Source organism: Nonomuraea sp. NPDC051298 (genome assembly GCF_055586305.1).
This window is the reverse complement of the sequence record NZ_JBVJIM010000027.1, coordinates 1-21,119: the sequence shown is the minus strand read 5'-3', so window position 1 is coordinate 21,119 and position 21,119 is coordinate 1. Positions and strand designations below refer to the sequence as shown.

At 69.5% G+C, this 21,119-nt stretch carries 15 protein-coding genes and 1 pseudogene; 5 read left to right on the top strand and 11 right to left on the bottom strand.

Features of this window, described 5'->3' with window-relative positions:
* Positions 1 to 40: 40 nt before the first annotated feature.
* From ACZ6S0_RS44120 to ACZ6S0_RS44110, 3 genes are all read right to left on the bottom strand, one after another.
* A complete protein-coding gene (locus ACZ6S0_RS44120) occupies positions 41 to 649 on the bottom strand; it encodes a hypothetical protein (RefSeq protein ID WP_465925438.1) in 609 nt (202 codons plus the stop codon).
* A 66-nt stretch (positions 650 to 715) separates the two neighbouring features.
* Positions 716 to 8,098 carry a DNRLRE domain-containing protein gene (locus tag ACZ6S0_RS44115; protein WP_465925436.1) on the bottom strand — a complete coding sequence of 2,461 codons (7,383 nt, stop codon included), beginning with the start codon at positions 8,096 to 8,098 and terminating at the stop codon, positions 716 to 718.
* A gap of 308 nt (positions 8,099 to 8,406) precedes the next feature.
* A complete protein-coding gene (locus ACZ6S0_RS44110; protein WP_465925434.1) occupies positions 8,407 to 9,291 on the bottom strand; it encodes a MerR family transcriptional regulator in 885 nt (294 codons plus the stop codon).
* 103 nt (positions 9,292 to 9,394) lie between these two features.
* On the opposite strand from ACZ6S0_RS44110, the gene ACZ6S0_RS44105 reads away from it, so the two are divergent.
* Entirely contained in the window at positions 9,395 to 10,153 is a 759-nt protein-coding gene (locus ACZ6S0_RS44105) for an ankyrin repeat domain-containing protein (protein ID WP_465925432.1), read from the top strand.
* Between the two features lie 18 nt (positions 10,154 to 10,171).
* Here the strand turns inward: ACZ6S0_RS44105 and ACZ6S0_RS44100 are convergent, their stop codons facing one another.
* The 7 genes from ACZ6S0_RS44100 to ACZ6S0_RS44070 all read right to left on the bottom strand — a co-directional run bounded on the left by ACZ6S0_RS44100 (position 10,172) and on the right by ACZ6S0_RS44070 (position 17,754).
* Positions 10,172 to 11,038: an SDR family NAD(P)-dependent oxidoreductase gene (locus tag ACZ6S0_RS44100; protein WP_465925430.1), complete on the bottom strand. Its 867-nt coding sequence runs from the start codon at positions 11,036 to 11,038 to the stop codon at positions 10,172 to 10,174.
* A 64-nt stretch (positions 11,039 to 11,102) separates the two neighbouring features.
* The gene (locus ACZ6S0_RS44095) at positions 11,103 to 11,756 is read right to left on the bottom strand and encodes a TetR family transcriptional regulator (RefSeq protein WP_465925428.1); all 654 of its coding nucleotides are present in this window, start codon (positions 11,754 to 11,756) and stop codon (positions 11,103 to 11,105) included.
* 50 nt (positions 11,757 to 11,806) lie between these two features.
* The gene (locus ACZ6S0_RS44090) at positions 11,807 to 12,763 is read right to left on the bottom strand and encodes a hypothetical protein (protein WP_465925426.1); all 957 of its coding nucleotides are present in this window, start codon (positions 12,761 to 12,763) and stop codon (positions 11,807 to 11,809) included.
* Between the two features lie 56 nt (positions 12,764 to 12,819).
* Positions 12,820 to 14,979, bottom strand: coding sequence for an RNA polymerase recycling motor ATPase HelR (gene helR / locus ACZ6S0_RS44085; RefSeq protein ID WP_465925424.1), 2,160 nt, complete (start codon positions 14,977 to 14,979; stop codon positions 12,820 to 12,822).
* A gap of 234 nt (positions 14,980 to 15,213) precedes the next feature.
* A complete protein-coding gene (locus ACZ6S0_RS44080; protein WP_465925421.1) occupies positions 15,214 to 15,552 on the bottom strand; it encodes a DUF4190 domain-containing protein in 339 nt (112 codons plus the stop codon).
* Positions 15,553 to 15,757: 205 nt separating this feature from the next.
* On the bottom strand, positions 15,758 to 16,969 hold the full coding sequence (locus tag ACZ6S0_RS44075; RefSeq protein WP_465925419.1) for a cytochrome P450: 1,212 nt from the start codon (positions 16,967 to 16,969) through the stop codon (positions 15,758 to 15,760).
* Positions 16,970 to 17,109: 140 nt separating this feature from the next.
* Positions 17,110 to 17,754, bottom strand: coding sequence for a tyrosine-type recombinase/integrase (locus ACZ6S0_RS44070; RefSeq protein ID WP_465925417.1), 645 nt, complete (start codon positions 17,752 to 17,754; stop codon positions 17,110 to 17,112).
* A gap of 176 nt (positions 17,755 to 17,930) precedes the next feature.
* Between ACZ6S0_RS44070 and ACZ6S0_RS44065 the strand changes: the two are divergent.
* The 3 genes and pseudogenes from ACZ6S0_RS44065 to ACZ6S0_RS44055 form a co-directional block, all read left to right on the top strand.
* Positions 17,931 to 18,203 (top strand): annotated as a pseudogene (locus ACZ6S0_RS44065) (RNA polymerase sigma factor); the annotation flags it as partial.
* A gap of 224 nt (positions 18,204 to 18,427) precedes the next feature.
* Positions 18,428 to 18,541 carry a sigma factor-like helix-turn-helix DNA-binding protein gene (locus tag ACZ6S0_RS44060; RefSeq protein ID WP_465925415.1) on the top strand — a complete coding sequence of 38 codons (114 nt, stop codon included), beginning with the start codon at positions 18,428 to 18,430 and terminating at the stop codon, positions 18,539 to 18,541.
* Positions 18,541 to 19,476: a CU044_5270 family protein gene (locus ACZ6S0_RS44055; RefSeq protein ID WP_465925413.1), complete on the top strand. Its 936-nt coding sequence runs from the start codon at positions 18,541 to 18,543 to the stop codon at positions 19,474 to 19,476. Before ACZ6S0_RS44060 ends, ACZ6S0_RS44055 begins: the two co-directional genes overlap by 1 nt.
* 153 nt (positions 19,477 to 19,629) lie before the next feature.
* Here ACZ6S0_RS44055 and ACZ6S0_RS44050 read toward each other — a convergent pair whose 3' ends face one another.
* Entirely contained in the window at positions 19,630 to 20,520 is an 891-nt protein-coding gene (locus ACZ6S0_RS44050) for a helix-turn-helix domain-containing protein (RefSeq protein WP_465925411.1), read from the bottom strand.
* A 143-nt stretch (positions 20,521 to 20,663) separates the two neighbouring features.
* Here ACZ6S0_RS44050 and ACZ6S0_RS44045 point away from each other — a divergent pair, with 143 nt between their 5' ends.
* Positions 20,664 to 20,843: a hypothetical protein gene (locus ACZ6S0_RS44045; protein ID WP_465925409.1), complete on the top strand. Its 180-nt coding sequence runs from the start codon at positions 20,664 to 20,666 to the stop codon at positions 20,841 to 20,843.
* The last annotated feature ends 276 nt before the right edge of the window (positions 20,844 to 21,119 follow it).

The following is a 21,119-nucleotide window of genomic DNA, read 5'->3' as shown; positions in this document are numbered from 1 at the left end:
ACCGAGGAGCCGGGCGACGGCGGTGGGAGGGCCGCTTCGCTCAGCGTTCCCAGGCTCCGGCAGGGACGCTGTAGAAGGTACGGGCCCGCGTCCACCACTCCCGGTCCGCGAAGCGTCCCGTGATCCTGCCGACCACGCACCACAGGGTGTGGACGTCGTGCTCCAGGTCGCCGTCGGGGTCGAGGGCCAGCCCTTCCGTGAAGGGCCGGTAGTCGGGGAGGTGCATGTATCCGCCCTCCTCGTACGGCGGATTGACATCGCCGAGCAGTTCCCCGTCGTAATGGACGTACAGCGGCTCGAGCCCTTCACCCACCTCGCCCCAGAACTTGATCTGGAAGGCTCGCCGCTTTCCGAGCCCGCCGATCGCGGGATGGGTGGAGGACAGCCCGAAGACGAAGAGGTGGGTCCAGCCCGGCGCGTGCGGGCCGATCCAGATGCCCTTCGCCGGAGGGCCTTTGTACGTTCCCGCGAGCGTCGTCACGTCGCACTCCAGGCGTGTGCCGGGGTCCACGCGGAATCGGCCGGCCAGTTCTTCCGGATCGTCGCTCTCCACCCAGAGGGCATGAAAGCCGAGCTGGAGCCCGCGGCCGTGCTCGACCAGCAGGTCCCACTGGTTCTCCGCGGGAAGTTCCTGTTCCGTGTCGGTCATTGTCCACATCCTGCTGTCCAACGCGAATGCGGGGCCGCGCTCGGCAGCCCCGCATCCGATGGCCGGTTATTTGACGATCTTCACCCAGAACGGGCTGTCGCTGACCTTGGTGATGGTGTTCTCAGGATCGTAGTCGAGAAGGCGGTAGTGGCCGTAGAACGCCTTCAGCGCATCTCCATGATCTTCGTTGTGCTCTTTCCTGACCCCTTGAATCGAATAGTGGATCTTGTCCTTCAGCGCTCCCTGCTCGGTCGACGCGAAGGGGTATTCGTCGCACTGCACGTTCCGATAGCCCCATTGCTGGTACACCTCCTTGGTGTAGTACCGGCAATAGGTCCCTCCGTAGGGCAGCTCCCAGTCGTCCTCGGGCACCGCGAAGGGAGTCCCGGAGAACACCCTCCTGTTCTTGGCGTAGACGCCCTTGGCGGCTCTCCACAGGGGTTGTCCCTGTGCTGTGTTCGGGGCTGCGGCGTAGTTGCCCCCGATGACCTTCGGCAGTTCGTTGCCCAGCGGCCCCTTGACCGGCGGGCGGCTCTTTGTTCGCCCATCGGTCGTGTCCCCAGGGCGGTAGGGCGGATAGGTGAGGGCGTTCGTCGCCGGGTTCATGGCCTTCTCGATGTGATTGATGACGTCGAGAAATTCGTCGTCCCTGCTCTTGGACATCGTGAACACCCGGTCGGCTCTGATGTAGATGCACCCGCCGGTGTTCGCCGTCTCCTCACCGAAGTTCCCCAGCTCTCTCCAGTCGCAGCGGAAACTGGGAGACCACAGGGGGTTGCTCGGAACGCCCTGTCCCCACCGCACAACCCCCTGCCGTTTGCCCGCTTCGCTGAGGACTTCCTGGTCCCACAGGGGAAGCCGGCCCCGCTTGCTCTCGTACTTGGTGATGGCGGGCAGGATCGAGCAAACCTCCCTGTCGTGTGACGCGGGCTTGGCCGTGTTGATCAGGTACGCGAGGTACGGCGTCGAGCGCCAGCCGGAGATCGTCTTGAGCTGGGTGGGATTGGGGCTGCCCGCCTGGACCGCGCAGCCCTGGGTGTCGAGGTCGAACTCGATCTGGACGTCGTTCAGATCGTTATCCAGCTCGGTACGCCTGACACCTCTGTTCCAGATGCCGAAGTCCGTCAGCTTCACGAAGAACTTGATGTTCTGCGGCTTCAGCCCGGCTTCGCTGCCCTTGTAGACGGACGTCCCGGTGTGGTTGCCGATGTAGGTGTGCGCCACCCAGGTCACACGGAAGGTGAACACGTCGTCGTCGGTCACCTTGTCCAGCAGGTACGCCGGGATCCGCAGCGGCCCGGGGAACAGCCTGACCCACCAGGCGGTCCGGTTCTTGCGCCGCTTGACGCCGTTCTCATCGACCTCCTCCCATCCGCCGTGCCCGATCCAGCTTGTCCAGCAGGCCGAATGCGGGCGCTCCTGCATCCGCGAATAGGCGTCGGTGAACCTCGGGGCCCTCTCGGTGGCGTAGCAGGTCTCCAACGAGGGGTGCTTGTAGTCGAAGTTGCCGGCCATGGCCGCTGTTCCGGCGCCCGGCGTGGCGGACGCCCTGCCCTGGGCAGGCTGGGCGGCCGGGCTCGCCAGCAGGGCGAGGATCTGGGTGGCGTCCAGAGTCCGCTGGAAGACCTGGACCTCGTCCAGGTCGCCCTTCATCCGGCTGCCGAGTGCCATGGCCGTACCGGCGTTCCAGGTGGTGAGGCTCACCGGCGCGCTCTTGATCAGCACGCCGTTGAGGTACAGCGAGGCGGTCCTGGCCGTCGCGTCGTACACACCCGCCAGGTGGAACCACTCGTCGACCGGCGCCCGCGTGCCCGAGACGGCGCCCTCGACCGCCGCACCGGCAGTGTCGGCACTCGTAAGGGTGAACACCAGCCCGTGTCCGGGATCGTTGCCGAGCCGGAACGGCGCCTGATGCTCGCCCCTCTGGGCGACGACGTCGTAGTCGCCGTTGGCGTCGCTCCACCGCAGCCAGGCGGTCACCGTGAAGCTCTCGTCCGTGCGGATCACCGAGCGGGCGGTCTGCGCGAGCGGCTCCTCCCCCGGGTGGATGACGTCGACCTTGAGCACCTGCCAGTCCGACCACGCCGATGCCGCGCTGGGCGACACCGCGCGAACGCGCCAGCGCACCAGCCAGCCGTCGGTCAGCTCCCCGGCGGGTACGGCGAGCGCGGCCCGGGCTCCGACCTCGACACCGGCCACGTTCCCGGCCCAGATCTGCCCGCTGCCCTGCCCCTCGGGAGCGGCCGGATCGTGCTCGATCTCGAACTCCGCCGTGAGCGCGTCGCCACGGGGATCGGTGACCTTCGTGGCCAGTGTCGGCGTCTCGACGCGGGTGACGGTCCGGTCGTCGATCTTCTTGGACGGCGTGACCTCGAGATCGTCCACCGCGGGCGCGGAGTCCGGTCGATCCACGGCCAATCGCTGCCAGCCCGACCAGGGCGAGGCCAGCTCGCCGAGGTGGGAGCGGACGCGCCAGCGTACCGTCCAGCCGTCGGTCAGCCGCCCGGCCGGCACGACCGCCGTGACCTGGGTGCCCGCGGTCCCCTCGACCGAGGTCGTCCAGATCTGCCCGCTCCCCTGGCCCTCTGGAGCCGAGGGGTCGTGTTCGATCTCGAACTCTGCCCGCAGGTCACCGCCGGGCGCGTAGGTGACCTGCGCGTGCAGCGACGGTGTGAGCACGGTGGTGACGTTCTTGCCGTCGACCTGCTCCGACGGGGTGACCTGAAGCCGGTCCACCCCGGGCTTGGGAATCTCGATGGTGAGCTGCCGCCACTCCGACCACGCCGAGGACACGGTCGCCGAGGTGGCTCGGGCACGCCAGCGCACCACCCAGCCGTCGGTCAGCTCCCCGGCGGGCACGCCGAGCACCGCCTGGGCTCCGACCTCGACACCGGCCACGTTCCCGGCCCAGATCTGGCCACTGCCCTGCCCCTCGGGAGCGGCCGGATCGTGCTCGATCTCGAACTCCGCGGTGAGCGCCTCGCCGCGAGGGTCGAGCACGGTGGCGCGCAACTGCGGGGTCGCCGTGGAGGTGACGGTCCTGCCGTCCACCTGCTGCGACGGAGTGGCCTGCAACTCCTGTACGGCGGGCGCCGAGTCCGGTTGGTCCACCAGCAACTGCTGCCAGTCCGACCACGCCGAGGCGAGCGTGCCTGTGGTGGCGCGCACGCGCCAGCGCACGGCCCAGCCGTCGCGCAGCTCGCCTGCCGGGACGGTCACCGAGGCCGGTGTCCCGACCGGGACGCCGTCGGCGGCGCCGGCCCAGATCTGCCCGCTGCCCTGGCCTTCCTGAGCAGCGGGGTCGTGTTCGATCTCGAACTCGGCCCGCAGGTCACCGCCGGGCGCGTAGGTGACCTGCGCGTGCAGCGACGGTGTGAGCACGGTGGTGACGTTCTTGCCGTCGACCACCTGCGACGGGGTGACCTGGAACTGGCCCACCCCGGGCTTGGGCACGGCTACCTTCACCTGCTGCCACGCCGACCAGGTGGAGGAGGCGGCGCCCACCAGCGAACGCAGCCGCCAGCGCACGAGCCAGCCGTCGGTCAGCCTGCCTTGCGGGACGGGCACCGCGACAGCCGTACCGGAGGCCACGTTGTCCAGTGCCGTGGCCCAGATCTGGCCGCTTCCCTGCCCCTGCGGCGCGGCCGGGTCGTGCTCCAGCTCGACCTCCACTCGCGAGGCGGTGCCCTGTGGATGGGACACGAGCGCGCGCAGTTCAGGGGTGACCGACGTGGCGACCGTCACCCCGTCCTGGGTCTGCGAAGGAACGACCTGGAGCCGGCTGACCGCCGGGTCGGTGGCCGGGTCGAAGATGTCGGTCCGGAACCGTTGCCAGGCAGACCAGGTCGGCGTGGAGCCCGGCGTGGTGGCCCTGACCCGGAACTCGTAGTCGATCTTGTCGGACAGCTTCCCGGCCGGAACGGCTGCCGACGCCTGTGAACCGGAGGCGACGCCCGTCACGGTCGTCGACCAGAACACGGTGTCGGTGGCCCAGTCGGCGACCTGGAAGTCGACCGCGGACGTACCGCCGAGCGGGTCTGTGACGCGGGCCAGCAGGGTCGGGGTCAGCGACGGTGTCACCGTGCTCGTGCCCACGTTCTCCGACGGCGTGATCTGGAACTGGTCCACCACCGCCTCGGGCACGTTCACGGTGAAGACCTGCCAGGCCGACCAGGCCGGGGTGGAGCCCGGTGTGGTCGCCTTGACCCGCCACTCGTACTTGATGCCGTCGGTCAGGATGCCGCTCGGCACCACGGTCGTGGCGGTGCTGCCCGATGCGACGCCGGGCAGCGAACCCGACCACCGCACGGTGTCGGTGGCCCAGTCGGCGACCTGGACGTCGACTGTCGAGGGACCACCCAGCGGATCGGTCACCCGCGCACGCAGGGTCGGGGTCAGTGAACTGGTGAAGATCTCGGTGCCGGAGATCGACGAGGGGGTGATCTGGAACTGGTCCACCACCGCCTCGGGCACGTCCACCGTGAAGAACTGGTACGGCGTCCACGCCGAGGTGGCGCCGCCGGCCGTGGCCTTGACCCGCCACTCGTACCTGGTGCCGTCGAGCAGCTTGGCCGCGGGGACCACGATCGACGCCTGCGTACCGGAGGCGACGTTCGCCACCGAACCCGACCAGACAACGACGTCGTCGGCGTAGCGGGCCACCTGGAAGTCGACCGTGGCCGTGCCGCCCAGCTTGTCGACGACCCTGGCCAGGAGCGTCGGCGTGAGCGTGGAGGTGGTGATCGTGGAGCCGGTGCCCGCCGACGGGCTCACCTGGAGCTGGTCCACCACGGGGGCGGCGTCCACGGTGAAGAACTGATAGGGCGTCCAGGCGGGGGTGGAGCCCGGCGTGGTGGCCTTGACCCGCCACTCGTATCTCGTGAGGTCGAGCAGTTTTCCGGCCGGGACCGTCACGGAGGCCGACGAGCCGGACGCCACGCCGGACAAGGTGGTCGACCACACCACCACGTCGTCGGAGTAGCGGGCCACCTGGACCTCGACCGTGGCAGGACCGCCGAGTGGATCGGTGACTCTGGCCTTCAACGTCGGGGTCAGAGAGGCGCTCTTGATGTCGCTGGCGGGCCCCGACGAAGGGGTGACCTGGAACTGGTCCACCACGGCCTCGGGCACGTCCACCGTGAAGAACTGGTACGACGACCAGGCCGAAGCGCCACCCGCGGACGTCGCACGCACCTGCCACTCGTACCTGATGCCGTCGGCCAGCCTGCCGGTCGGCACCGTGATCGACGCCTCCGTACCGGAGGGCACATTGGCCAGCGAACCCGACCACACGAGGCTGTCGTCGATGTACTTGAGCACGCGGAACTCGACCGTCGACGCGCCCGACGCGGCATCGGTCGCCGTCGCCTTGAGCGTCGGCGTCAACGACGACGTCACGATGCCGCCGTTGATCGTCTGCGCGGGGGTGAGGCCGAAACCGGCGACCGTGGGAGCGGCCGCCACCGCGTTCGACCGGGCGGATGGCGCGGGTCCGGCCGGTGCCGGCGTGCCCGCGGGGGTGTTGGTCAGCCCGGTACCGCTCTTGCCCGGGGTCCACGACGCCGTCTCGTTCAGCTTCGCATCGTGGCCCTGGCCCGACGAATCGCCCGCCGTGTCACCGGAGCCCTCATCGAACTTCCAGTGACCCGCGGCCTGCTTGGGGGTGCTGAAGGACCACGTGTAGGTGGTCATCCTGTTCTCCCAATCGTCGGCCGCGTCCGAGAGCACCACCGTGTACGTGGTTCCCGCGGTCAGCGCGCGCTCCGGCGTGAAGGTCACCACCGTCCCGCTGCTGTCGTACGTCGCCGTCGCCGGCACCTCCACGCCGCCGGCGTCCTTGAGCGCCACGGCGGCCTCGGCGACCGGCTCGGAGAAGGTGACCTTCAGCTTCGTGTCCAAGGGGACGTCGGTGGCGCCGTTCGCGGGCTCGACGCCGACCACGCGCGGCCCGAGCGTGTCCTCGCCGGTTCCGTCCTCGCCGTCGTTGCCCCCGGGGCTGCGGTCGAGTTCGTCCGTCACGACCTCGTACGGCTCGCCGTCGCGCTGACCGGCGATCTGACCGGCGAACGCGTTGTCGACCACGGTCCGCTCGCTGCCCGCCGGCTCGTAGATCGACCGGGCGCGCGCCTCCTCGAACGTCGGAAGGCTCGTGATCGGGTCTGGCGACATCCACGTGAAGCCGTCGACCTTGGGCGGAGCGGGTGCCTCGTACTCGAGGAAGAAGTAGGGATGGTGGCTGCCGTCCGGAGCGGTCTCCGGGTAGTTGCCCGACAGGTACTGGCGCCAGTTGTTCCCGCCCGACTCGGCCACCGCGCGGACCATCAAGCCGTGGTTGGCCGTTCCGTCCGCCCAGGACTGCGCGATCTCCTCGATGGAGTACCAGAGTTCGCCCTCGGCCATCCAGTCGGAGCAGTTCGCATCCTTGCCATACGGGTTGACCACGTAGCCGTCGGCCACGGCGAGCGGTTGCTCGGACCACTTGATCGTGGTGGGGGTCCAGTTGGAGGCGACGCGGTGCATGGAGATGTCACCGACATAGCCGCAGGCGCTGGAGATGTAGTTCCACAGCGTGATGTTCGCGTCGATGATCTGCTGGCCGAAGAACGGCGCGTTCGTGAGGTCGAACTTCAGGTAGGAACGATAGTTGTAGCCGTCCCGGCGCCCGGCGAAGATCGCGTTGCTGTTGGCCGAGTAGCTGCCGTTGACGTAGCTGCCGCCGTTGGCGATGAACGTGTCGGCGGGAGCGCCGGCCCCGTGCCACGGCGTCGGGTTGGCCGCGGCCACCGTCACCGGGTAGGTCACCGCCGGGTCGGCCAGGAACGCGGCGTCCGGAGCCAGGACGAGCGCGGCGTCGTCACCGCTTCCCGTGAGGGTCGCGGTCGCGGTGCCCGCCTTGCCGCTGCCAGGCGTGGTGATCTCCTTGGCGTCCATGACGGGAAGCACCGACAGGTCGGCGATCACCTTGCCGCCTGCGAGCGCCGCCGGCTTGCCGCCGACGGACTTGCCCAGGCTCATCCCGGAGGGCGGGTCGATCCGCACGGGCAGCTTGAGCTGTCCGGCAGGACGCTCGCGGATCACGATCTGCTGCTGGTAGCCCGTCGGGGTCACGGTGACGACCAGGTCGATGTTGCGGCCGTAGGCGGACCGGTAGGTCGCGCTCTGGCCGGACAACTCGGGCACGGGCAGCGTGCCGGGCGCGGCGACCCTGATCTCGCCGGGCCGGTCCTCCTCGAGGCCGAGGAAGTCGCCCTTCGCGGCCAGCAGCGGGGCGCTGCCGCCGCCGTTGGACAGCTTGATGTCCAGCTTGGTCATCCGGGGTTTGACGACCCCGTTCTCCACGACCAGCGTCGGGTCCACCTTGTGCCACTCGCCATCGCGCCGGACCCGGACGACAGTGCTCGACACATACGTCTTGACCGTTTTGCCACCGGGCATGGCGACGGTGGTCATGTTCTCGGTATGAAGGCTGGGAATTTCCACCTCCTTACCCGTCCGCTTGGCTTCGGCCTTGGCCAGATCGACGAAGCCCGGCTCGACCGGCGCGACCGCGGAAGCCGGGTCAGGAGGCGGAGTGGGTTCGGCGACGGCCGGTGCCGCCAGGATCGAGGCTGAGATTGCGAAGGTCCCCAGGAGCGAGCCTCCGCGACGTGTTGCGGCTGCTAAACCAGACGCCGATCGATTGGAGTTCACATGCACCCTTTCAGGCACAAGGCAATAGAACGAGGCGATCTTGGCAGCCTATAAAGTGCACGTAAAGATCATTTTTCGCAACCGGCAAGACCCCCTCCGTTATGAGGGCTGGTAGTCGCTTCGCCGATGATCGGCGGCCTGAATGGAAATGTGCGTTGAAGATCCTCTCCCGCATTTTCCCGGGATTCGCCGAGCAGTTCGGCGAGCAGGTCGGCCCCCTCCGCGGGGGCGCGCGCCTCCAGGTGTAGCACCGGACCGTCCAGGTGGAGCCGGAAGTCGAAGAACGGGCAACACCGCTGCTCGGCGACGGCGAGTTCGGCCAGCGCCGCGGCCCGCCCGGCGGGAAGGGTCACCCGCAGCCCATCGGGGATCTGTTCCCGCTCGGCCCCGTGGAGGAGCGTGCGCCACCGGGTGAGGCGTTCGCGGAGCCCGTCCCCGGTCAGCGAGCAGGCCACCGGCGCGGTACGCCACCGTTCCCCGCCCGGTTCGAGGCGGAGAGGAGACGGCAGCGGCGCGTTCGCCGATCGCGGGGCATCGCCGACACCCGGCGGAGCGAGGAAGGCGCACTGCGGATCACACCGGGCGTCGCGATCGGGCAGGGCGTCCAGGTGCGCCAGCGCGGTGCTCAGGAAGCCGGTGAACGCGGCCAACTCCCCTGCACGGACCTGAGCCTCGGCCAGGCGCTCCTGGACGCGGGGCCGCAGGTCCGCCTTGACCTGGGCGCACGATCCGGCCTCCCACACCGCGAGCAGCCCGGCGATCTCGTCCAACGACAGCCCCAGATGCTTGGCCGAGCCGATGAACGCCAGCCGGTCCACCGCCTCGGGACCGTACAGGCGGTAGCCGGCCGGGGTGCGTTCGGCGGACAGCAGCCCGGCGTCCTCGTAAAAGCGCAGGGTGGTGGCGGGGATGCCGGTGAGGGCCGCGAGCTGGGAGATCCGCATCGTGCTCATGCAGGGACGGTAGACCTTCGAGTCGAGTCGAAGGTCAAGCCCTGGCCGCCTTTCGTGGGAAATCCGGTGGATCTTGGCCCTGGTCGCCGTACAGACTGGGGCGATGACGGGAGAAGATCTGGTGGAGGCGGCGTCCGGGGACACTGAGCAGGTCAGGCGGCTGCTGGCCGGCGGCCTGTCCCCCGATGCGCCCGATGAGGACGGCACCACCGCGCTCTACCGGGCCGCCGTGCAGGGAGAGGCGGCCATCGTACGGATGCTGCTGGAGGCCGGGGCCGACCCCGATCGGGAGAGCGGGGGCGACGGCGAAGGGCTGCCGCTGTGCGCCGCGGCCTGCTGGGGGCACCTCGACGCCGTGACCGTGCTGCTCGACGCCGGCGCCGACCCCAACCGGCAGGAAGACGTCGGCCGCAGCGCCATGGCGCCCCTGCACTGGGCGGCCGCGAACGCCCACCTCACCACCGTGAGCACGCTGCTCGCGCGGGGCGCCGACCCCGACGTACGCGACCGCGTCGGCGGGACCGCGCTCTCCTGTGCCGCCCGGCGCGGTTCGGCGGCGGTGGTCAGGGCGCTGCTCGACCACGGGGCCGACCCCGCGCCGACTGACAACCTCGGCCGCACTCCCCTCGACCACGCCCGGCAGTACGCGGGCCGCGACCCCGAGGCGGAGGTGCTGGCGTTGGCCGGGGAGCACGCTCCGGCGGGGGCACGGGTCACGGTGCGGCGCGAGCAGTCCGAAGGTGGCGAGGTCCAGGTCGTGGGCGAGATGTGGGAGGCGGCGGGCGACCTGCGTTCTGAGTCGCGGCTGGGCACCGGGCACGCCGAGATCGTCCGCCTGCTGGAGGCCAGGACGCGTCCGTAGGGCCGGGGGCTTGGGCCGTCAGGCCGTGTCGGCGGGCGGCTCGACCGGGTACGGCTGGCCGAAGTCGAGGGAACTGCTGACCGTCAGCCACCGGCCGGCCTCGGCGATCTGCCCGAGCGAATAGTCGATGGCCATCCGCGCGGCCTCACCGCCGAGGACCAGATGCGTCGGCAGGTGCTCGCGCTTGACCACGCGTACGAGGTTCTCCCCGGCACGCTTCGGGTCACCGGCGGCGGTGAACTCGGTGCCCATGATGCCCGCGACGGCCCCCACCGTGGCTTCGTACTCCTCGGGAATGCCCTGGATGTCCATCGACGCCCCGGCCCAGTCGGTGGCGAACCCGCCGGGCTCGACCACGAGGCAGCGGATGCCGAACGGCGCGGTCTCGGCCGCGAGCACCCGGGTGAGCCCGTCGACCGCGAACTTGGCCGCCTGGTACGAGCCCAGGCCAGGGGTGCACCCCACACGACCGCCGATCGAGGAGAACTGCACGATCGTCCCCGCGCCCTGCCTCTTGAGCACGGGCAGGGCCGCCTTGGAGACGTTGTAGACGCCCCAGAAGTTCGTCTCGAACTGACGGCGGAAGTCGTCCTCGGGGGCGGTCTCGATCGGGGCGATGTTCGCGTATCCGGCGTTGTTGACGACCACGTCTACCCGGCCGTACCTCTCGACGGCCGCCTCGACGGCCGCCCTCGCCTGCTCGGCGCTCGTCACGTCGAGGGCGATGGAGAGGATCCGGTCGCCGTACTGCTCGGCGAGGTCCGCCAGTTGCCCGGGCCTGCGCGCGGTCGCGACGACCTGGTCGCCCGCTTCGAGCGCGGCGATGGTGAGAGCGCGGCCGAAGCCGCGCGAGGAACCGGTGATGAGCCACGTCTGAACTGCCATGATGACAGTAAAACAAGGTTGCGTTATTTACGCAACCTTGTTGCGCTAGCCTCGCTGTCGAGGCTCAGGCGCTCTCGAATCCCCTGATCAAGGCCGTCAGGATGCCCGTCAGCCGTGGCCGCACCTCCACGATCGCGTGCGACAGGACGGGGTCGCTTCTATACAGTTCGCGCAGCGCCGTGCCGGGCGCCGCCATCTGCCAGAGGGCGCCTGCCATGCTGGTCGCCACCGAGGCGATCTCGCGGGCGGCCGGGGCGCCCACCCCGAGCACGTCCTGGATCTTCAGCGCGACGCCTTGGTGCGCGGCGAGGGCCACGAGCTTGAAGTCCCGGACCGCGTCGAGCGACACGTTGCGCTCCAGGTTGAGGGGTGCCTGGGCGAGCAGGTCGCAGAACAGCGGGCGGGCGACGAGTGTCTCCGCCAGGGTCTCCGCCACCGAGGGCGCGGCCGGGGTCTCGATCGCTCCCAGTCGCTCGCAGACGTGCGCGGACCACTCGCGCCAACCTTCGGCGGTCAGGATCAGGAAGATCTGCTCGCGGGTCTCGAAATATCGGAGCATGGCGGACTTGTGCATGCCCACCGCCTCCGCGATGTCGCTGAGCGTGACCTCCCGTACGGTGCGGGCGGTGGCCAGGGCGCGGGCGGCGTCCAGGATCGCCTCCTGGCGCTGCTGTTTGGCCTCAGGACTCCGGGCACGCTGGAACGAGGAGTTGCTCATGTCGCGCATATTATCGCAACGCCGTTTCGCAACTGGGCACACGCCCTGAGCTAGACGGGAGTCCCGGGAGGGGACTTGAGCAGCGGCGCGGCCTCGGCGAGACAGCCGCCGCGCCCCTGCCGCAACGCACTCGCCGCCAGACGGATCAGATCGATGCTCACCCCCGCGCCACCGCTGGGATCGTGCACCTTCAACTTCACGTCCAGGCTCACCGAGGCACCGCCCCAGGACTTCGCCTCGATGTTGATGTGCGCCACCTTGTGCGACTCCAGGTGTGGCAGGTAACCGAACGGGGCCACCTGCACCAGGTCCGCCGCGGAGCCGTCCACGGCCAGGGCGTTGAGTTTGGACCGCAGTTTGGTGCCGCCGTTCTCGACCAGGTTACGGAAGTCCTCGGTTCCGCCCAGATTGACCTGGTAGGAACCGGTCAGGGTGAGCCCGCGTTCCTCCAGCAGCCGCAGCAGCGCGTGATGCACGACCGACGTGCCGAACTGGCTGGCCAGATCGTCACCCAGCAGGGGCAGCCCAGCCGCGGCGAACCGGTCAGGCCACTGCGGATCGCGGGCCACCGCGTCCGAGGTGATGTTGACGAACGCCGCTCCCGCCCGCAACGCCGCCTCGGCATACGCCCGCGCCGTCTCCTGCCGCCCGCTGGGAGCCGCGTAGAGCACCACCTCGGCACCGGCGAGTTCCCCGGCCACGCGGTCCACCTCGGTCGCGTCGGTGAGGCCGCAGCTCACCGCGACGCCCGAGGGCGGCAGTTCGGCGGTGAGCGGCGGCAGGTTGTTGGGCGGCAGGAAGATCGCCTCGGTGAGGTCCTTCCCGATCCTCTCCGGGGAGACGGCGAACGCCGCCACGAAGTCGATGTCCCCCACGCCCAGCCCGTCGATCACCGGCCGCCGGACCCCGACCAGGTCCCCCGTGGCACGGTGCAGAGCCACCCCCTGCACCAGGGCGGACACAGTGTTGCCGACTCCGACGACGGCGACTCTCACGCGTTCGATCATGGATGTCAGACTACGTCGCCGTTCCCGCCGCCGGAGTTCCGGCGAAGCCGTCGAGGTCAGGGGCTGGTGAGGATGACGAGCTGCCGGGTCGCCCGGGTCATCGCCACGTACCGGTCGACCGCTCCCTCGAAGGCGCCTGCGCCGCCGAACGCCTCCGGGTCGATGAGGACCACCAGGTCGAACTCGAGCCCCTTCGCCAGCTCCGGGGTCAGCGACCGGACGCGGGACGTCGCCTCGAAGGCGGGATCGCCGATGACGCACGCGGTCCCGTCCGCGTGCGCGGCGAGCCAGGCGTCGAGGATCGAGCGCAGCTCCGAGGTGGATCCATGGACGACGGGGAGACCGTTGTCGCGGATGGAGGTCGGCACGTTGGCGTCGGGAAGCACGGCCCGGATGACCGGCTCGGCCTCCTTCATGATCTCTTCCGGAGTCCGGTAGTTGATGGTCAGGGACGTCAGGGTGATCCGGTCGAGCCCGATCCGGTCCAGCCGTTCCCGCCACGACTCGGTGAACCCGTGCCTGGCCTGGGCCCGGTCCCCGACGATGGTGAAGCTCCGCGACGGGCAGCGCAGCAGCAGCATCTGCCACTGCGCGTCGGTCAGCTCCTGGGCCTCGTCCACCACGACGTGCGCGAACGGCCCGGCGAGCCGGTCCGGGTCGGCGGTGGGCAGGGCGCTCTCGTCGACCAGGGAGTTCTGGGCGTCCTGTCCGCGCAGCATCGTCACCAGGCCCTCGCCGTCGTCGTCGGCCTCGATCAGGTTGTCGACGACCCGGGTCATGTTCTCGCGCTGGGCGGCGAGGGAGGCGGCGTGGCGGCGTTCGCGTCGGGCTGTCTCCGGGTCGCCGAGCCGCTGCCGGGCGGCGTCCAGGAGCGGGAGGTCGGACACCGTCCAGGCGTGGGCGTCCGCGCGCTGGAGCAGCCGGATCTCGTCGGGGCTGAGCCAGGGAGCGCACAGCCGCAGGTAGGCGGGCACCGTCCAGAGGTCTCCGACGAGGTCGGCCGCCTCGACGAGCGGCCACGCGCGGTTGAAGGTCGTGAGCAGTTCCCTGTCCCGCAGGAGCGACTTGCGGAGCAGGTCGGGCGAGACGTCCTCGTTGTCGTGCTTGTCCGCCAGGATCGTGAGCAGTTCCTCCCAGATCTGGTCGCGGGCCTCGTTGTGCGGGGTGCCGGGCTCCGCCGCCTCGAACGCCTCGGCCCAGTCGTCGGCGCTCAGGTGGACGTCGGACCAGGGGGTCGTGATCGTCATGCCCGTGGTGGGCGGGTTCTCGTAGAACCGGACGGCCGGCTCGATCGCCTTGACCATGGTCGCGGACTCCTTCAGCCGGGCCACGTCCGCGTTCGTCTCGGCCGCCGCCGTGGCTCCCTCGGGGACGAGGTCCCGCAGCGTGCACGTCTGTACGCCCTCCTCGCCGAGGCTGGGCAGGACGTCGGCCACGTAGGCCAGGTAGGGCTGGTGCGGTCCGACGAACAGCACGCCGCCCCGGCGGTGACCGAGGCGAGGGTCGGAGTACAGAAGGTAGGCGGAACGGTGCAGGGCCACCACGGTCTTCCCCGTGCCAGGACCGCCGTCCACGACGAGAGCGCCGCGGGATCCCGCGCGGATGATGGCGTCCTGGTCGGCCTGGAGGGTGCCGAGCACGTCGCGCATCCGGGACGAGCGGCTGCCGCCCAGGCTGGCGATGAAGGCGGACTGGTCGTCGAGCGCGGCGTGCCCCTCGAACCCGTCCGTGGTGAACACCTCGTCCCAGTAGTCGCTGACGCGGCCGCGGGTCCAGCGGTACCGGCGGCGGCTGGCCAGGCCCATCGGGTTGCCGTGGGTGGCTCCGAAGAACGGTTCTGCGGCCGGGGAGCGCCAGTCGAGCAGCAGCCGGCGTCCCGCGCTGTCAGTGAGGCCGAGGCGTCCGACGTACACGGGGTCGGGGTCGTCGGCGCCGACCATGCGGCCGAGGCACAGGTCCAGGCCGAAGCGGCGCAGTGCGCGCAGGCGCGAGGTCAGGCGGTGGATCTCCAGGTCCCGGTCCATCGCCTGCCGGCCTTTGCCGCCGGGCGCTTTCCGCTCGGCGTCCAGGCGGTCGGACAGCTCGGCGATCGCCCGTTCGAGGCTCTCCCCGATGGCCGCGAAATGCCGCTCGTCGCCCGCGACCAGCGCCGGGTCCGCCTTGGGGGCGAGATGACCGGGCAGGTCGAACGCGCTGGTGGTGGCGGTGGGGTTCATGTCTTTGGCTCCGATCTGAGGCCGCTCGCGGCCGTCGCACGGCCTCGGCCGACGATTCTGCGGCATGCCCCGGGTCTTGCCGCAAGCCCCCTGGTGCGCTATACGTTGAGAACGGAGGGAGGCGCGCAGCCTCCCTTTCCTCTTTCACCCGCCGACCGTTTCCGCGGCGAACTCGCGTACGGCCGTACCCCCACCGCCCCACCCCGGACGGCCTCCGGTCGAGGGACGCTGAGGTCAGCCGAACAAGCTGAAGATAAAGGCGAGCAACGTGTTGATCGAATCCGCGGCCGACTCAGGGCCCATGAAGCCGATGACGACTGCCGAGACGATGACCGCCGGAACGACGACGAGGTAGCCGAGGATGAGTCCCGCCACTGCCATGCCGTGCCCGGCCCGCAGGCCGCGTTTCGTGCTCCGGGCGGCCACGTGGCCCAGGACGACGGCCACGATGGACGGTACGCCGAACATGCACCAGCTCCCGACGAGTCCGAGGAGCCCGAAGATGAGGCTGGCGACGGCGGCGCCTGACGTCGGCTGCAGGGGCATGGGATCGCCCCTGTGGGGAGCGTGCATGTCGTCTCCGTCCCTGGACCAACATCAATTCGCCACGATCCCCCATTCCCCCCTACCGGTCAAGGGGCGTTGACCGGGGTGCCGGTACCGCGGTCGGGCGTTCGTCAGCCCGGCCGGAAGGAGGGTCCACCGGATGCCCGGCCGGGCATCCGGAGGGCCAAGGGGTGGCGGACCGTCCGCTCCTGACGCCCGCCCCCCGCGTGGGTCACCAGGTGACGGGCAGCTCGTGCATGCCGTACACGGCGGCCTCTTCCTTGAACGTGAGCTGGTCGGCGGGGACGGCCAGCCGCAGGCCGGGAATGCGCCGGAACAGGGTGGCGAAGACGATCTCCAGCTCGACCCGGGCGAGGTTCTGCCCCAGGCACTGGTGGATCCCGTAGCCGAAGGCCAGGTGGTTGCGGGAGCCGCGGTCGAGGTCGAAGCTCTCGCCGTCCTCGAACACCTCGGGGTCGCGGTTGCCGGCGTTGGCCAGCATGAGAACGCCCGACCCGGCGGGGATCACGGTGCCGCTCAGCTCCACGTCCTCCAGCGCCACCCGGGCCATGGCGAACTCGGCGATGGTGAAGTACCGCAGCAGTTCCTCGACCAGGTTGTCGATCTTGTCCGGCTGGTCGCGCAGGGCGGTCACCGCCTCGGGATGCCGTTCCAGCAAAAGGTAGGTGCCGAGCGAGATCATGTTCGCGGTGGTCTCGTGGCCGGCGATCAGCAGCAGGAACGCCATGCTGATCAGCGACGGGCGGTCTTCCTGGCCGCTCTCGCGCTGCTTGGCGATCTGGCGGCCGAGCAGGTCGTCGGCGGGCTCCAGTTCCTTGGCCGCGATCAGCTTGTCGATGTAGACGGCCAGCTCGAGGATGGCGTGCTGCCGCTCCTGCTCGGTGGCGCGGCGGTTGAGCAACTGCGCCGAGTGGATCTGGAAGAAGTCGTGATCGTCGTACGGCACGCCGAGCAGCTCGCAGATCACCAGTGACGGCACCGGGAGGGCGAAGTCGCGTACCAGGTCGGCCGGGCGCGGGCCGTCGAGCATCGCGTCGAGGTGCTCGTCCACGATCTGCTGGATGCGCGGCCGCAGGGCCGCGATGCGCCGCAGCGTGAACTCCCCCACCACCGCGCGGCGGGCCGGGCCGTGCTCGGGCGGGTCCATCTCCAGCATCATCTTGGGCAGCGCCGACTGGGTCTCCGGGCTGTCCGGACGGTCGAACAGCCGGGGTGAGCTGGGGTGGCGGCGACTGGCGGTGAAGCGCGGGTCGCTCAGGATCGTCCGGATGTCCTCGTGGCGGGCGGCCACCCACGCGTCGGTGCCCATGGGGAGCGTGACCTTGGCGACCGGCTGCTCGCGCAGGAGCCGCAGGTGCTGCTCGGGCGGCGAGAACGGACATCCGCGAGCGGTTTGCAGCCTTCCGGCGGAGTCAGTGGTCACGGTTGTCCCCATTCAACGACGTCGGCCAGTTTCTCGATCTTCAGATGCAGGATAACCGGCCCGGCAGAGACATGTAAATATTTGTTGACTTATTTGGCCATTGTTGTCGACCGGTTCTCGGCCTGCCGTGAACGAAGCTGTCACCAGGTACACGCGATTGCGTTGTCCCTGATCAAAGCCGCCTGAACTTGGAGATGGCCAACTGTGCGATCAACGCGCCGCTCGGTCGCGGCGGCGTCGGGCGGCGCGGCTCCGTCGTCCTGGCGTAGATCGAGATCCTCGACGTAGAGACCGCACACCTCCGAGGCGCGGGCGCCGCACACGTAGGCGGTCTCGAACGGCACCCGATCCCGCAGCCGGTCCAGCGGCAGGTCCTTGCACGGCCGCCGCGGGCAGATCACCGCCAGCACCTTGGCGACGGCGGCGGCCGCGGCCGGGCGGGGCAGGCTCTTGGGCACCTTGACGGTGTCGATGCGGTCCATCGGGTTGGCAGCCAGGAGGTCGTGGCGGACGGCCCACTTGGCGAAGGAGGCGACGGCGGCGCGCTTGCGCTTGCGGCTGGCCGGCGACAGGTCGGCGAACTCGGCCAGGTAGGCGCGGATGGGCATCACGGTCAGCTCGGCGAGTTCTTCGCCGTGGTGGGCGGCGAAGGCGATCAGGTCGCCGCGGTAGGCGCGCCGGGTGTGCGCGGAGGCGCCGGCGTTGGCCAGGTCGGTGAGGAAGTCGTCCAGGTGCCGGGCGAGCGGATGGAAGCGGCCGAGCTGCTCGGCGATGACCGGATCCATTCGGTACGCCTCCACTATCCGCCGGGTTGCCAGATAACCGGGAAACGAAGACTGCGCGCCGGGCGACGGCGGCCCAGCTCGCGCCATGCCGATGATCGCTATCTGGCCAGATAACGTGTCGCCTGCGGGCGGCGGCATCACATTCGCTGCGTGTCACGGCTTTGGGGAACCCGGTGATGCCCTTCGGGAGACAGCAGGGTGAAATACCCGCTCACGAAGGAGAGGCGTTGAGTGCTGAGACGGTCGAGATCGACGACGGAGAACTGATCCGTCGTTCGGCGCACGACCCAGAGCAGTTCGCGGCGCTGTTCGACCGCTATGCCCAGCAGATCCATCTGTACGTGGCTCGGCGGCTTGGCGCGCAGGCCGCCGACGACATCGTGGCCGAGACGTTCCTGGCGGCCTTTCGCAGGCGCGGGACGTATGACACGTCGTTCGCGCTGGCCAGGCCTTGGTTGTACGGGATCGCCACCACGTTGATCGCCAGACATCGGCGGCAGGAGGAGCGGCTGCTGCGGGCGCTGAGCCGCACCGGGGTGGACCCTTTGCCTGAGGCGCTGGACGACACCGTGGCGCGCCGAGTGGCGGCGCAGGGCAGGGAGCGTGAGCGGGGGCGCTGGCGTCGTTGCCCCGTGGGAATCGGGACGTGCTGCTACTGGTGGCGTGGGAGGACATGTCGTACGAGGAAGTGGCGCGGGCGCTGGACATCTCTGTGGGGACTGTGCGGTCACGACTGCACCGGGCACGGAAGAAGGCCAGGAACGTGCTAGGGGATGAGGAGCTGTAGTGAACGAGCTGAAGGAGTTTCGCCGGAACACCCCGGAGATGACTGACAACGCCGCGACTGCTGCCAAGGCGCGGCTGATGGCGGCGATCCACGAACCGGAGGCTGCGCGCAGGTCGGCCGCGTCCGGCGCGAGAAGGTTCGGCCGGCGGATCGCGGTGGCGGCGGCTCTGGCCCTGGTCGTCGGCGGGACCGTCGTGACGCTCAGGGACCAGCAGGACATGGCACCGGTGGCCGGTGTGGCCGAACTGGGCGAGCGTGCCGCCAGCGCGGCCGAGAACGACCCGACGCCCGCGCCGGGCCCCGCTCAGTGGCTCTACACCAAGGAACTGCAGTTGGCGGGCGTCGAAGCTGACGTCGACCGGGACCGGCGCGCCACCTGGGAACGGTGGACCAGCGTGGACGGCAAGCGGTCAGCCCGGTATCAGGGCGGCAAGTTGATGTTCCAGGGCAGCGCGGCCTTCAACCCGGCTGAGCTGGCCAAAGCTCCTGTCACCCCGGCTGGGGTGATCGCCAGGATCAAGGCGGCCATCCTTGACGAGGACCGCCGGGGGCCGCGGGAGCTGAACGGCCACGTCCCCCCACAGACCCTCTTCATGGAGATCAATCAGCTCATCTCCGAGCAGTGGCTCGCCCCCGAGGTACGGGCCGCGCTCTTCCGCGGGCTGCTCACCATCAAGGACATCACCATGACCGAGGACGTGCCCGTGGCCGACGGACAGCGAGGCGTGGCGTTCAGCCTCACCGACGACGGGGCACGACAATCGCTCGTCCTGGACCCGCAGACCTTCCGGTATATGGGCACCCACTCGACGCGGCTGCAGGACCGGACGTACGAGGGAGCTGATGGCAGTATGGAGACCTTCAAGGCAGGCACGGTGAGCCTGACCGCGCAGCTGGAAGCCACGATCGTGAACCAGCCCGGCCAACGCTCCTGACCGCAGCAGAATCGGGCCCGACGACGACAACCAGGGCGGCGGTCCAACCGGCGCCCTGGTACACCGCACTGTCTGGAAGAACAGGGAGACCCCGGTGCTGCAGTGACCTGGCGTCAACGCAGTCTCCGAGCCCCTTCATACCTCGGCGGTGGGTCAGCGGCTGCCGCTCTTCCGGAACCATCCGAGGCCATGCCGCGACCGGGGCGGGTGCGCGAGGAAGAGCCGCTGAGGATCAGGTGGAGCCGCGGCCTTGCCGAGATGCAGGCCCAGGTCTTCTCCGGGGCTTGCAGGGCGGATCTCACAGATGCCCTTCTGCTCGCCCTTCTGACCGGTACTGGACCACTCCAGTTCCATGTACCACTGCACAGCCTGCTTGGTCTGTGGCGTGATGATGAAGTACTCGATCTCGCTGTTTGTGACCACATAGGGGAAGCCGCGGCTGGTCTTCATCCGGCCGTCGCCGAGCCCGAGCCGGACTTGTCGCTGTTTGAACTTGAAGTCAGGTTTGGATGCGTCGAGTATCGCGGCATACGTCCGGGGGCTCGGCCTCATCGCATGGATCTTTTCGAATACTCCCGGTTGCCCTCTCCACTTCACGACAGGACGCATGTCATGGAGAACGACGGCCTGCGAGGTCAGGGCTTGGACGTAGAAGCTCACTGTGCGCAGCAAGGGGAAGCGTTGATCGCCGATGCGAACCGCGTAGTCCTTGTCGACCTCGACTTTTGCCGTGGCGATCAGCGGGTCCTCGGGCTTCATCCCCTTCGGGTGCGAGAACATGGTCACGCGGCTCTCGGTTGCCCGATTATGAGCCTGCCGCCAGGCGTCCATTGCTGCCGCCTCAGTGATCCCGCAGGCACGCAGGAACTCGCGCAGAGTCGCCCACCGCGGGAACGTCTTGCCGTTGACCATGTCATGGATCGTGGCCGGGGCGACGTCCGCACTGGCGGCCAAGATCTGATAGCTGCCATCGAACCTCTCGAACAAGCGGCGCAACGCCGAGTGGAGGTCGGCGCGACTGTTGATCTTTGCTGGGCCGACCATGTTTCCCTCGGGAGGTCGCATCCTGGCACGGGCATTCGGTTCCGTTCGGATCTTAGGGCGACATGCCATCCGGCACCTGGCAGTTTCTCCGTCTTTGCGAGACCGGGTGCGACCGAACGCCGCCAGGCGCGACCGTCGGTGCCATGACCACGATCGAAATCTTCGCTCTTGCCCTGGCGGCCGCCGTCTCCGTGATCGTCGGCCTGGTCGCCGGGATCATCCAGTTCTGGAAGACCAAGTGCCTTGCCACCGCATTGATCTTTGGAGGTGCCACGTTCAGCGGCTTCATGGCGCTGTGGTTCGCTGCCCAGGGCGCCTACTGAGCCGAACGCACGTTGACAACGAACAAGCCCGGCTCCCCGCCCGGCCTGGAGCCGCCCGGCGACGTCAATCAACCGTCGGGGGGAAACGTCGTACCGAAGCGGGCTCGCCCGGGCTGCCCGCACCGCCCCCGGCGGCAGTAGGCGTCCACGACCTCGTCACATGGAACTAGAGGCGGCGCGAGGCCCCGTGTGGGCCAGGATCGCCGGGACCACCACGTCCCACGTGGGGCGGGGGAAGATCTCGTGGCCGGTGCCCTCCAGGACGAGCAGTCGCGC